Origin of the sequence: Novilysobacter erysipheiresistens (genome assembly GCF_036663935.1) — a bacterium.
GTDB lineage: Bacteria > Pseudomonadota > Gammaproteobacteria > Xanthomonadales > Xanthomonadaceae > Novilysobacter > Novilysobacter erysipheiresistens.
The window spans coordinates 509,170-521,158 of record NZ_JAXGFP010000002.1 but is presented as its reverse complement, the minus strand read 5'-3'; the positions used below and the strand labels follow the sequence as shown (position 1 = coordinate 521,158).

Annotated in this window: 15 protein-coding genes and 1 pseudogene; 6 read left to right on the top strand and 10 right to left on the bottom strand. The window is 68.1% G+C overall.

Annotation, left to right across the window (positions count from 1 at the left end):
- Window positions 1-95: 95 nt before the first annotated feature.
- Window positions 96-263 (bottom strand): annotated as a pseudogene (locus SNE34_RS05575) (HupB); the annotation flags it as partial.
- 167 nt (window positions 264-430) lie between these two features.
- Between SNE34_RS05575 and SNE34_RS05570 the strand changes: the two are divergent.
- Together SNE34_RS05570 and SNE34_RS05565 are read left to right on the top strand one after the other, a co-directional pair.
- Window positions 431-838 (top strand): PadR family transcriptional regulator, encoded by a 408-nt coding sequence (locus SNE34_RS05570; protein WP_332615463.1) that lies wholly within the window; start codon window positions 431-433, stop codon window positions 836-838.
- On the top strand, window positions 835-1,779 hold the full coding sequence (locus tag SNE34_RS05565; protein WP_332615461.1) for a sensor domain-containing protein: 945 nt from the start codon (window positions 835-837) through the stop codon (window positions 1,777-1,779). The genes SNE34_RS05570 and SNE34_RS05565 overlap by 4 nt, the downstream gene beginning before the upstream one ends.
- A gap of 195 nt (window positions 1,780-1,974) precedes the next feature.
- Here SNE34_RS05565 and SNE34_RS05560 read toward each other — a convergent pair whose 3' ends face one another.
- The 3 genes from SNE34_RS05560 to SNE34_RS05550 all read right to left on the bottom strand — a co-directional run bounded on the left by SNE34_RS05560 (window position 1,975) and on the right by SNE34_RS05550 (window position 4,392).
- Window positions 1,975-2,265, bottom strand: coding sequence for a TFIIB-type zinc ribbon-containing protein (locus SNE34_RS05560; RefSeq protein ID WP_332615460.1), 291 nt, complete (start codon window positions 2,263-2,265; stop codon window positions 1,975-1,977).
- A 59-nt stretch (window positions 2,266-2,324) separates the two neighbouring features.
- Window positions 2,325-3,590 carry a polyhydroxyalkanoate depolymerase gene (locus SNE34_RS05555; protein ID WP_332615716.1) on the bottom strand — a complete coding sequence of 422 codons (1,266 nt, stop codon included), beginning with the start codon at window positions 3,588-3,590 and terminating at the stop codon, window positions 2,325-2,327.
- Between the two features lie 193 nt (window positions 3,591-3,783).
- Window positions 3,784-4,392: a class I SAM-dependent DNA methyltransferase gene (locus SNE34_RS05550; protein WP_332615458.1), complete on the bottom strand. Its 609-nt coding sequence runs from the start codon at window positions 4,390-4,392 to the stop codon at window positions 3,784-3,786.
- Between the two features lie 129 nt (window positions 4,393-4,521).
- Between SNE34_RS05550 and SNE34_RS05545 the strand changes: the two genes are divergently transcribed.
- Window positions 4,522-4,941 carry a CopD family protein gene (locus SNE34_RS05545; RefSeq protein WP_332615455.1) on the top strand — a complete coding sequence of 140 codons (420 nt, stop codon included), beginning with the start codon at window positions 4,522-4,524 and terminating at the stop codon, window positions 4,939-4,941.
- 134 nt (window positions 4,942-5,075) lie between these two features.
- On the opposite strand, the gene SNE34_RS05540 is transcribed toward SNE34_RS05545, so the two are convergent.
- Window positions 5,076-6,770, bottom strand: a complete 1,695-nt coding sequence (locus SNE34_RS05540) for an alkaline phosphatase (protein ID WP_332615454.1) — start codon at window positions 6,768-6,770, stop codon at window positions 5,076-5,078.
- A 141-nt stretch (window positions 6,771-6,911) separates the two neighbouring features.
- Between SNE34_RS05540 and SNE34_RS05535 the strand changes: the two genes are divergently transcribed.
- Complete coding sequence (locus SNE34_RS05535; protein WP_425604464.1) at window positions 6,912-7,373, top strand: GNAT family N-acetyltransferase; 462 nt, start codon at window positions 6,912-6,914, stop codon at window positions 7,371-7,373.
- 4 nt (window positions 7,374-7,377) lie between these two features.
- On the opposite strand, the gene SNE34_RS05530 is transcribed toward SNE34_RS05535, so the two are convergent.
- From SNE34_RS05530 to SNE34_RS05520, 3 genes are all read right to left on the bottom strand, one after another.
- The gene (locus tag SNE34_RS05530; protein WP_332615450.1) at window positions 7,378-7,866 is read right to left on the bottom strand and encodes an NUDIX hydrolase; all 489 of its coding nucleotides are present in this window, start codon (window positions 7,864-7,866) and stop codon (window positions 7,378-7,380) included.
- The gene (bla, locus tag SNE34_RS05525; RefSeq protein WP_332615448.1) at window positions 7,866-8,753 is read right to left on the bottom strand and encodes a subclass B3 metallo-beta-lactamase; all 888 of its coding nucleotides are present in this window, start codon (window positions 8,751-8,753) and stop codon (window positions 7,866-7,868) included. The genes SNE34_RS05530 and bla overlap by 1 nt, the downstream gene beginning before the upstream one ends.
- Before the next feature lie 133 nt (window positions 8,754-8,886).
- The gene (locus SNE34_RS05520; protein ID WP_332615446.1) at window positions 8,887-9,309 is read right to left on the bottom strand and encodes a hypothetical protein; all 423 of its coding nucleotides are present in this window, start codon (window positions 9,307-9,309) and stop codon (window positions 8,887-8,889) included.
- Between the two features lie 173 nt (window positions 9,310-9,482).
- Between SNE34_RS05520 and SNE34_RS05515 the strand changes: the two genes are divergently transcribed.
- The gene (locus tag SNE34_RS05515; protein WP_332615444.1) at window positions 9,483-9,974 is read left to right on the top strand and encodes an acyl-CoA thioesterase; all 492 of its coding nucleotides are present in this window, start codon (window positions 9,483-9,485) and stop codon (window positions 9,972-9,974) included.
- An 8-nt stretch (window positions 9,975-9,982) separates the two neighbouring features.
- Here the strand turns inward: SNE34_RS05515 and SNE34_RS05510 are convergent, their stop codons facing one another.
- Entirely contained in the window at window positions 9,983-10,639 is a 657-nt protein-coding gene (locus SNE34_RS05510; RefSeq protein WP_425604457.1) for a C40 family peptidase, read from the bottom strand.
- A 116-nt stretch (window positions 10,640-10,755) separates the two neighbouring features.
- Window positions 10,756-11,337, bottom strand: a complete 582-nt coding sequence (locus tag SNE34_RS05505) for a C40 family peptidase (protein WP_425604463.1) — start codon at window positions 11,335-11,337, stop codon at window positions 10,756-10,758.
- A gap of 106 nt (window positions 11,338-11,443) precedes the next feature.
- Here SNE34_RS05505 and SNE34_RS05500 point away from each other — a divergent pair, with 106 nt between their 5' ends.
- Entirely contained in the window at window positions 11,444-11,923 is a 480-nt protein-coding gene (locus tag SNE34_RS05500) for an FKBP-type peptidyl-prolyl cis-trans isomerase (protein ID WP_332615442.1), read from the top strand.
- Window positions 11,924-11,989 lie beyond the last annotated feature (66 nt).

Below are 11,989 nucleotides of genomic sequence, written 5' to 3'. Positions count from 1 at the left end.
GGCGCGGATTCGTCACGGGTGGCTCCGGTCGGTTCGATGAAGCCCGATTCTGGCCGAAGCGCCGCGTTGGCACCAATTGGGTTTCAGTCCCTGTCGCGGCCGGAGCCCGACTTCTTGCCGCCGCCGTCCTGCTTGTTGACGGTCGCCCAGGCGATGCGTTCGGCGTCCTTCTTCGACTTGCCTTCCTTCTCCTCGCTTTTTTCGATGTGCTCGGCCTGGCGCTTCTGCTTGTCGGTGTAGCTGTCTTTGTCTCCACGGGTCATGACGTTTTCTCCGTGCCGCGGGCGGGAGCGGCACGGCCATCCCAGCAAATCCGGGGTTCAACAGCCGCCAAAAGCATGTGATTACGGCGTTCGATGACTAATGGCACGCTAGCTATAGCGAAGTGAGTAGTAGTGTTGGCTACAAGCTGAAAACACGGCCGACCGCCATGACCGAACTCGAACCCCTGCTGCGCAAATTCCAGAAGGAGTTGTCGGCCGGCACCGTATCGCTGGCGCTGCTGGCCGTGATGGCCGCCGCGGCCGAGCCGATGTACGGCTACCAGATCGCCAAGCGGCTGGAGCACATCGGCGAAGGGGTTCTGGCCGGCAAGCAGAGCGCGTTGTACCCGGTGTTGCGCAACCTCGGTGCGGCCGGATTGCTGGACAGCTTCGTCGAGCCATCGGACGCCGGCCCGCCACGCCGCTACTACCGCATCACCGCGTTCGGCCGCGAGGTCCTGCATGCCTGGACCGCGGCCTGGCGCGCCACCCGCGACTCGGTCGATGCGGTACTCGTGCCGGTCATCGCCCCGCCCAAATCGATCGCCCCAACCAACCCAGGGCCGCCCTTATGAACACCGCGAACTTCGTACCGCCGACCACGATTGCCGAATACCTGGAGCGCCTGCGCCGCGCGCTGGCCGGCGCCGACCCGGCGCTGGTGCAGGACGCGTTGTACGACGCCGAGGAATACCTGCGCTCGGAACTGGCCGAGAGTCCGGGCAAGAGCGAGGCGGAGGTGATCGCCTCGGTCGCCGGCAGCTACGGTGCGCCCGACGAAGTCGCCGGGATCTATCGCGAAACGGAAGTCACCGTCCAGACCGCCTTGCGCGCCCCTGCGCCGCGCCGGTCGAAATCGCTGGTCGGCCGCTTCTTCGGCGTCGTCGCCGATCCGCGCACCTACGGCGCGCTGTTCTACATGCTGCTGGCGCTGGCGACCGGCATCTTCTATTTCACCTGGGTGGTGGCCGGGGTGAGCATGTCGTTGGGCCTGGCGGTGCTGATCATCGGCATCCCGTTCGTGATCCTGTATTTCGGCTCGATCCGGGTGCTGTCGCTGGTCGAGGGCCGGATCATCGAGGTCATGCTTGGCGAGCGCATGCCGCGACGGCCGCTGTACAGCACCCGCGGGCAGCCGCTGCTGCAGCGAATCATCGGCCTGTTCACCGATCCGCGCATCTGGGGCACCCAGCTGTACTTCCTGCTGATGCTGCCGCTGGGCGTGGTCTATTTCACGGTGACCGTGATCCTGTTGGTGATGTCGCTGACGTTCATCGCCGCGCCGCTGGCGGTGTGGTTCGGCGGGCTCGAGACCTCGGCGCAGTTCGACGGCTGGCAACTGCTTGGCTGGGACGGCGTGCAGGCGAGTACGTCGCTGCAGGCGTGGCAGCTGCCGCTGGCGCTGGTGTCCGGAGTGCTGCTGCTGTTCGCGACCCTGCACCTGGTGCGCGGCATCGGCCACCTGCACGGGCAACTGGCCAAGCACCTGCTGGTGAAGTCGGCGCAGTATTCGTGAGCCAAGAGCCGCCCGATGTAGGAGCGACGTAAGTGGCGACCTGTACATCACCTCGTACGTTCGGCGGGTCGCGACTTACGTCGCTCCTACAACGACAACGACAACGACAGCGACAACGACCACGGGCGGATCGCCACCCTCGGCACATATCCAACAGGAAGGCCCGGTGGGAACGATCCCCCGGGCCTTCGAACATCAGAAGTCGAACAGCTCGCCGAGCAGGTTCTTTTTCTTCTTGTGCCGGTAGTAGTCCGAATCCCGCTTGTCGTAGCGGGGTTGCTCGTAACGCGGCTGCTCTAGCGGCGGTGGGCGCGTGGCTTGCGGCGGCGGGGGCGGTGGCGCCATCTCGACGCTGGCGCGCTCGATCAGCTTGTCCAGCTCGCCGCGGTCCAGCCAGACGCCGCGGCATTGCGGGCAGTAGTCGATTTCGATGCCCTGGCGGTCGGACATCGCCAGTTTGACGTCGTTGCAGACGGGACAGTCCATCGGAGCTCCTCGATCACGCGGAATGGCGTCCAACCGACATCTGGCCGACGGCGTCGAAATCAACCCCGGGAGTCAGGCCCGGTGCCCGCGTGGCCGGCGATGAAGTCGCGCACCTGCGGATACACCTGCTGGCGCCAGCGCCGGCCGCTGAAGATGCCGTAATGGCCGGCGCCCTCCACGGTAAGGTGCTGGCGGTCGTCGTCGGCAATCCCGGTGCACAGCTTGTGCGCGGCGCGGGTCTGGCCCTGGCCGGAAATGTCGTCGAGCTCGCCTTCGATGGTCAGCATCGCGGTGCCGGTGATCTTCGACGGGTCGACCCGCTCGCCGTTGATCTCCCACAGCCCGCGCGGCAGCAGGTGCTCCTTGAACACCACGCGCACGGTGTCGAGGTAGTACTCGGCCGGCATGTCGAGCACGGCGTTGTACTCGTCGTAGAAGCGCCGGTGCGATGCGGCGTCCTCGAGGTCGCCCTTGAGCAGGTGCTCGTAGAAATCCCAGTGCGACTGCGCGTGGCGCTCCGGGTTCATCGCCATGAAACCGCCGTGCTGCAGGAAGCCGGGGTACACCGGCCGGCCAGCGCCGGGGTAGGTCGCCGGCACGTTGTGGATCAGGTTGGTCTCGAACCACCACAGCGGCTTGTCGACGGCGAGGTCGTTGACTTGGGTCGGGCTCTCGCGGGTATCGATCGGGCCGCCCATCATCACCATCGAACGCGGCGTGTTTTCGCCGCGCGCGGCCATCAGCGACACCGCTGCCAGCACCGGCACGGTCGGCTGGCAGACGCTGATGACGTGCAGGTTTTCGGCGCCGATGCTGCGGATGAATTCCTCGATGTAGCCGACGTAGTCGTCGAGGCCGAAGTTGCCTTCGGAGGTCGGCACCATGCGCGCGTCGATCCAGTCGGTGACGTAGACCTTGTGGTCGCGCAGCAGGGTCTTGACGGTGTCGCGCAGCAGGGTGGAGTGATGGCCCGACAGCGGCGCGACCACCAGCACCGGCGGATCGTCGCGCAGGTTGGCGATGTGGCCGGCGTCGTCGGCGAAGCGCTTGAAGCGCAGCAGGCGGCAGAACGGCTTGCGCAGCACCTCGCGCTCGACCACCGGGTATTCGGTGCCGTCGATGTCGATGCGGTGGATGCCGAACTCGGGTTTCTCGTAGTCCTTTCCGATCCGGTACAGCAGCTCGTAGCCGGCGGCCAGGCGGTTGGCGCCGGGCATCGTCGACAGCCAGCTGCCATGGTCGCCGAACATCTTGGCGCCGGCGTCGGCCCAGTAGGTCACCGGCGCCATCCACGCGCGGCCGAACTCGTGCATCTGGTAGAGCAACATGCGGTTCCGTTCCCCTGAGTACGGATATGTTGCGTTGCAGCGTAGCGGATTGTGGTGGCGGAAACGTGAATCGGGGTCGGCGTTCCGGGGGCGAGCCCTGACGCGTAGGAGCGACGTAAGTCGCGACCCGCCGAACGTTGGAGGTGATGTACAGGTCGCGACTCACGTCGCTCCTACGATCGCGGCTGATTCAGCCCGGAAGCTCCAATGCTGCAGCGTCGCCCCGCAGTGGCGGTCCCAGCCACAGGTGCGAACCGAGGGGCGCCAGGCCGATCCGGGCGAAACGCTCGCGGTAGAACTTCGCCGGCCGCGCCATGAAGCCCTCGGTGTCGCCGTCGATGCCGTCGGCTCGGGTGAAGGTCTCCAGGAACGCGACGCCGCCGCAAAGCTCGGCCAGCGCAGGCAGGCCGCGGTCGAATTCGCGGGTCGGCAGGTAATGCAGCACGTCGCTGCAGACAAGCAGGTCGACCGGCGCACACGGCCGCAGGTGCTCGAAGTCGCCGAAGCGCGCGTAATGCAGGTTGCGTCGCGGACCGAACCGGGCGACCGCATATTCGCTGCTGTCGAAACCGAGGTACTGCAGCTTCGGCCGCAGCTTCAGCAGCGGCGCGCGCCAAGCGCCTTCGCCGCAGCCGATGTCGAGCACGCTGCGGATCGGTCGTTCCAGGTGGTACTCGGCGGTCGCCACCGCGAGCGCGACCTTGCGCGCCAGCCGCGCGCCGCCGCCGATAGCGGTGTCCTTCAGCGCCGGGTCGCGGTACCAGCGGTCGAAATAGGTTTGGTCATAGTGCTTGGTCATGTCGTCGGGGAACGCCGGTCTGGACGGTAGGGAGCAGCACCCTCGCGGGATCTGGGCGGGCGCTGCGCGCGATGGGGGATCGACGCATGTCATCCTGTCGCGATCATCGCCACCCTACCGGAGCCGTCGATGGCGTACATCTGGATCAAGACCTTCCATCTCGTGTTCGTGATCGCGTGGATGGCGGCGGTATTCTATCTGCCGCGGCTGCTGGTCAATATCGCCGAGGCCGGCGCGGAGCCGGCGGTGCGCGCACGGCTGGTGTTGATGGGGCGGCGGCTGTACCGCTTCGGCCATGTGATGTTCGGCCTGGCGGTGGCGCTCGGGCTGGTGCTGTGGCTGCATTTCGGGATCAGCGGTGGCTGGCTGCACGCCAAGCTGCTGCTGGTGGCGTTGCTGCTGGCGTATTTCATCGTCAGCGGACGCTGGTTGAAGGGCGTCGATGCGGGGCGCGCGCTGCCGTCGTCGCGGACGCTGCGCTGGTTCAACGAGGTGCCGGTGCTGGTGCTGGTGGCGATCGTGTGGCTGGTGTTGGCGAAGCCGTTCTGAGAAGGTCGCGATTAATGTAGGAGCGACGTCAGTCGCGACCTGTACATGGTCTCGACCATTCGGTGGATCGCGATCACGCCGCTCCTGCAGATGATGTACAGGTCGCGACTGACGTCGCTCCTACACGGGGCGGTTCAACGCGGCTTGAGCTGGTCCGGCGCCGGCAACTCCACCGGCACGCCGTCGGCATTGCAGCCGCCTGCCTCACATACCGCCTCGCGCAGATGCGGGATAGCCTGCAGCAGGAAGTGGAAGATCGCGTTCTGCTCGACACTGCCGCGCACCGCGGCACTGCCGGGACCGCGCGCCCAGATGCCGACGTCGTCGCCGCCGTGGGATTCCGAACTGGTCGGGACCAAGGCCTCCTGCATGTAATCCGGAGCGGTGGTGTCGACCTCGGTGAGATCGGGGCGGCCGGTCGCAGGCTGCACCTCCCGCGGGTCGTGCGGGAAAGTCTTGGGGCCGGCCGGCTGGCTGGCGCTGGCACCGGTGTAGCCGGGGCCGTTGCTGTAGCTCAGGGTGGTGTAGGGCAGGCCGTTGGCGTCGCGGGTGAGTTCGACCTCGCCGTCGTCGTTGGCCTCGCGGACCTTGCCAAGGATCGGGTTGCCGCGCGTCGGGTAGCCGACGAAGCTAAGGGTGTGCGAGTGGTCGGCGGTCACCAGGATCAGGGTGTCGTCGGCCGAGGTCATGTCGACCGCGGCCTGCACCGCGTCGCTGAGGGCGATGGTGTCGCTCAGCGCGCGGTAGGCGTTGCCGTCGTGGTGGGCGTGGTCGATGCGGCCGCCCTCGACCAGCAGAACGTAGCCCTCGGCGTCGTCGGCCAGGCGGGTGATCGCGGCGCGGGTCATCTCGGCCAGGCTGGGCTCGCCGGCGGCGTCGTTCGGGCGGTCGTGCTCGTACTGCATGTGGCTGGGCTCGAACAGCGCCAGCAGCGGCGTGTCGGTCGGCGCGGCGGCGAACTGCGCGGCGTTCCACGCATAGGTGCCACTCGGATGGCGCTGCTTCCACTGTGCGATCAGGTCGCGACCGTCCTTGCGACGGCCGCTGGTGTCGGGGTACTCGGGATCCTGCTGGCTGGCCGGCATGAAGTTGGTGCGACCGCCGCCCATCAGCACGTCCGGGCCGGCGCCGAATGGCGACTCGACCATCTGCCGAGCGATGTCGATGCAGCCCGCGGCCTCCGCCTCGGCGGGCACGGTGGCCTCCCAATTGCGGCTGGCCGAGTGGCTGAAGGTGGCGGCCGGGGTCGCGTGGGTGACGCGGGCGGTGGTTACCACGCCGGTCGCCATGCCGCTGTCGGCGGCCAGTTCCCACAGGGTCGCGAGCGGCGCGGCGAGGGCGCCGGTGCAGTCGCCGTAGTCGGCGGACTGGCCGATGCTGATCACCCCGGCGCGGGTCTTGGCGCCGGTGGCCATGGCGCTCATGGTGCCGGCCGAATCGGGCGTCTGCGAATCGGTGTTGTAGGTCTTGCTCAGTGCAGTCGCCGGGAACCGTTCCCAGCTCAGGCGGTTGCTCTCGCCGGGGCCGCCGTTGCGCTGGCCGGCAAGGATGCGCGCCGCGGCCACGGTGGTCAGGCTCATGCCATCGCCGACGAACAGGATCACGTTCTTCGCCCGGCCGTTCATCGCCCCGCGTGTCGCGGCCTGGGCGGCGCCGTCGCGGAACCACCAGGCGGCGGTTTCGCCGTCGGGGTGGCGGATCTCGGGCACCTCGACCTGCAGCGCCGGGCCCGCGGTCGCCGGCGCCACGGAAGGCGTCATGGTGGTGGCGCAGGCGGCCGCCAGCAGGGTGGGGACGAGGACCAGGCAGGTGCGGTGCAGTCGGGGCATCAGTTAAGCCTTCGGGCAAATGGTTCGGGCGATTATGCCGCGTGAGTGTTGCGGCCGTGGGACGCTGTCGTGCAGGCATTGCGTTCCGGCGTCGACGTCGACGGGCTAAGGTGCGCGTCGGAATCGGTGGAGAGCAAGACGATGGGCGAGGACCACAGCGGCCGCGAAGATGACGCGGAGACGGGCGACGTGTTGCTGGAGGGCTTTCCGGATGCCGTCGATTACGCGCGCTTGCGATCTGCAGCGGGGTTGTCACGCAAGTCGCCGGAGGCCGCGGCACGCGGCGTCGACGGAGCGCTGCATGGCGTCCGCATACTGCGCGACGGCGAATTGATCGGCATGGGGCGGATCATCGGCGACGGCGGCTGCTTCTATTTCGTGGTCGACATCGCTGTCACGCCGGCACACCAGGGGCGCGGCCTCGGCAAGCGGATCATGGCGGCGCTGGATGCGTGGCTGCGCGCCAACGCGCCGGAGACGGCGCACGTGGCGCTGTTCGCCGATGGCGAGGCCAGGCACCTGTATGCGAAGTACGGATTCGTCGAGAACACGAAGTCCGTCGGGATGGATTACCGGGTCGGGCCGAAGCCGTCGCAGTCCTGATACGTCAGGCCCGCGAGTACCGCCACGACACCATCCGACCGTCGCGGTAGGGCATCACGCCGTGGAACGCGCGCGGGTCGTCGTCGAACACCAGCGGCAGGAAGTTGCGGTCGCCCTCCCACATCGGCAACTCGTGCAGGCGTTCCAGCGGTACCCATTTGAGTTCGCCCTCGGGGTTGCTGGTGAATGGCGTGCCGCTGAAACCGGTGATCAGGAAGATGAAACCCAGCCAGTCCTCGCCGTGCTTGCCGAAACCCGGCCAGCTGATGGTGCCGCGCAGCACGAGTTGCTCGCAGTCGATGCCGGCTTCCTCAAAGATCTCGCGGCGCATGCCGGCGACCACGTCCTCGTCGGCCTCGAGCTTGCCGCCGAGGCCGTTGTACTTGCCCAGGTGCTGGTCGTCGGCGCGGGCGTTGCGATGCACCAGCAGCACCTCGCGGCCGTCGGGCGACAGCACGTAGCCGAGGGTGGCGACGATCGGGGTGTAGGGCATCAGTTGGCGGCCTGGTGTTGTTTGGCCAGCTCCTGATTGAACGCGCGTTCGGCGGTGTCGGCATACTCGACGCAGCTCATCGGCTTGGGATGCGGCGCGTCGGGCGTTGCCGGGCTCCAGCCGACGCCGCCCGGGTGCGGCGCGATCAGCAGGTCGCAGGGCAGGTTGCGCACCGCCTCGAAGCCACTTCGGTAAGCATCGACGATATGCGGGAAGCGCGGATTGTCGAGCAACTGGTAATCGGGCGCGCTGAGGCTGTCGACGTAGGCGATGCGCAGCGGCTCGCCGTCACCCTGATCGGACAGTCGCGTATCGGTCCAGGTCCAGCTCATCGAGCCGGGGGTATGCGCCGGGGTGAAGTGGACGGTGAAGGCGATGCCGCCCAGCTCGATCGTCTCGCCGTCCTGCAGCAGGCGGTCGGCGTGGGCCGGCGGGAACAGGATGTCGTCTCCGTAGTGGATGTCGTTGCTGCCGCCGCGGGCCAGCAGCGCGGCCGATTCGGCGTTGCTGACGAGGGTCGCGCCCGTCGCGCGCCGGATCGCCGCCAGCGGGCCGGCGTGGTCGCCGTGGGCATGGCTGTGCAGGATCAGCTTGAGGTCGCGAGGGGCGACACCGAGTTCGACCATATGCCGCAGCAGCATGTCAGCGGCTTGCGGCATGCCACCGTCGATCAGTACGGCGCCGTCGGCAGTCTTGACCAGCAACGCGCTCAGGCCTTCGGTGCCGATGTACCAGGTGCGGTCGGCGATCGGGAATGGCGCGACCGGTTGGCGCCAACTGTCGGGGGTCTGGTAAACCTCGAGTTGCGGCAGCACCGGTTCGGCGGCGACGGCGAGGACGGGCAGCAGCAGGGTGAAGGTCGGGGCGAGCAGGCGGAGAGGCGGCATCGGAGGGAAATGGCGATGGGCGCAACAGTGTCGACGATCAGGCCGGCGCGGGCTACGGCGTGGTGCACGGAAATGCTCCGGCGAACGGCGACATTGTCGGGAAGCCGATTCCCGTTCGCGGCTGAAGCCGCTACTACAAGGACGGGGTGGTGGGCGGGTGGCGGCGGGCAAGGCGCGCGCCGAGCCATGCCGCTGGCAGCGGCAGCACGCCGGCGGCGGTCATCCACAGCGGGTGCGGGATCATCATCGCGTTGGCGATGACGCCGGCCAGCACCACCGCGCCGACCAGCAATGCGGCGATGCGTGGGTGGCGTCGCGAGATCCGTGCGGCGGTCCAGCCGCCGAGCAGTGCGCCGAGTACCCAGCCGCCGAGCACGCACGCCATCGCCATCACCGGAGCGGCCTGGATGAAGGCCGCCAGTTGCTGCGGGTCGGTGACGTCCAGCCCGGGTGGCGGCGGATACGCGGCGGCGCCGGCGAGCTGGCTCAACACGATGACCAGCCAGGCCACCACCACACCCACCACCACCGCAAGGATCGTGCGTCCCATCGTCATGCTCCCCGTTTCGATTCGCGCAGAATCGCGCAGCCGCGGCGGGCCCGCAAGCCGCGGCGACGGCGTGCGCATAATGAGCCGGCCTCCGAGGAGATATCCATGACCGTGCGTTTCCATCATCGACCCGTTTCGCCCCGCTTGCGCCCGACTCCGACCACCCCCCGGGTGGCTCCATGAGCGGGCAGCAGCGCGAGTTGACGATGCGCTTCCTCGCCGAGCCGACCGACGTCAACTACGGCGGCAAGGTCCACGGCGGCGTGGTGATGAAGTGGATCGACCAGGCCGGTTACGCCGCCGCGGTCGGCTGGAGCGGCACCTACAGCGTCACGGTCGCGGTCGGCGGCATCCGCTTCGTCGCCCCGATCCGCACCAGCGACCTGGTCACGGTGCGGACCAAGCTGGTCCATACCGGTACCAGCAGCATGCATTTCGCGGTCGAGGTCAGCGCGCGCGATCCGATGGGCGGCGAGCCGCGGTTGTGCACTCACTGCGTGATCGTGTTCGTCGCGCTCGATCAGGTCGAGGGCAAGCCGACCCCGGTGCCGGACTGGACGCCGGTCAACGACGACGACCGCGAACTGGCCGAGTACGCGATGCAGGTGATGGAATTGAGCAAGGGGATCGAGCAGACGGTCGAGCGCTACCGGCTGGCCGGGGAGCTGTAAGCGCGGACTCAGATCCCGGCGACGCGGCGGGCCTGCATGTACTTGCCGCTCCAGTAGCCGCTGTCGAGATCCGACACCATCACGTCCTTGCCGGTGCTCGGGGCGTGCACGAAGCGGCCCTCGCCGACATAGATGCCGACATGGTCGACCCGGCCGCGACGGCCGAAGAACACCAGGTCGCCGGCGGCCAGCTCGGACTTGTCGGCGATCAGCTCGCCGGTCTCGGCCTGGTCGCGCGACACCCGCGGCAGGTCGATGCCGAGCGCGTTGCGGAACACGTAGCTGACCAGCCCGCTGCAATCGAAGCCTTTTTCCGGCGAGGTGCCGCCCCAGCGGTATGGCGTGCCGAGCAGGGTCAGGGCCTTCTGCAATACGGTCTTGATCTTGCTGTCGGGCGGGGTGTAGTCCGCGGCTACGGCCGCGGTCTTGCCGGACACCAGCAGGCTGTTGATGTCGGTGGCGACCATCAACGCGCGGTCGGGGAGGGTCATCGCGTCGGGCATGACGCTGGCGGCTTGGGCGGAAGCTCCCGTCGGGGCCGCCTGTTGCGCCAGTGCCGGCGCCGCCGGCAAGGCCAGCAGGCAGGCGAGGAGGAGGAACAGGTTCGGCCGCGCGCGGCGGGAGGCGGTGGCTCGGCGGCCAAGGCTCGGGATCTGGGGCGTCACGCGCTTATCACGAAGTCATCACGCGTCGATCATGCCGGGCGCGGCGTCCGGATAGGTTCAAAATGCGTTAAATTTTCGTTAAAGATACGCGGCGTCGATCCCAGTTCCGGCGAGCGTCAGTCCAGTATCCGCTTGGCGCCACTGTAGTGGTCCCGCCAGTAATAGCCGTCGAGGTGGTCGAGCCGGACCGTGCCGCCGCTGCTGGGCGCATGCACGAAACGGCCATTACCGACATAGATGCCGACATGGGTGACCCGCCCGCCGGTGCTGAAGAACACCAGGTCGGCGGCGGCCAGTTGTCGCGGCTCGATCCTCGGCCCCTGGTATTCGGCCAGCGCACGCGAGGTGCGCGGCAGGGCGAGGTTCAACATGTCGTCGTAGACGTAGTTGACCAGGCCGCTGCAGTCGAAACCGGTCTGCGGGGTGTTGCCGCCGTAGAGATAGGGCGTGCCGACCAGGCTGATCGCGCGCATCAGCACCGCGTTGGCCGCGGCCGGGTCTTCCGGCGCGACCACCGGCCAGTCGCCGGTCGGCGGGGCTTGCGTGCCGCGAACCACCTCGCGATTGCCGCCGCAGCCGGCGAGCACGGCCGCGCCAATGAGCGCCAACAGCAGCGCCGGAAGGAGCGCGCTGCCGCCGCGCGCTGGCGCGGGGGCGGGGATGCCGGGATAATGATGGGCTTTCGTCACGGCCGACAGCTTGGAGGCTTGCGGTCGCGACGGCAACCCTCGCGCCGCCTTGCCGGCGGCCCGGCCCGCGCCGCGACGAGGCTTCGATGTCCTTCCGGCCCTACCGAGTGTCCCCATGAAAATCGAAAAAGATCGCGTCGTCCGCTTCCATTATTCCGTTGCCGAGCAGGGCAAGGAATCGCTCGAGAGTTCGGATGGCCACGAGCCGCTGGCGATCCTGATCGGCCACGGCAACGTCATCCCGGGCCTGGAGAAGGCGATGGAAGGGCACGAGGCCGGCGACAAGTTCAGCGCCGACGTGGTCGCCGCCGAAGCCTACGGCGAAATCCAGCCGAACATGACCCAGCGCGTGCCGAAGAAGCACTTCAAGGGCGTGCGGCTGGTGCCGGGCATGCAGACCGTGCTGTCGACCAACTTCGGCCCGCGCGCGGTGACCGTGCAGAAGGTCGGCATGAGCGTGGTCGATGTCGACCTCAACCACCCGATGGCCGGCAAGGACCTGCGCTTCGAGATCGAGGTGGTCGAGGTCCGCGAGGCCAGTGAGGAGGAGGTCCAGCACGGACACGTGCACGGCGAGGGCGGCCACCAGCACTGAGCCGGAACCGCATCACGTAGTGTTCCCGACGGCCCGCGATTGCGGGCCGTCGACGTTTTCGCGGCA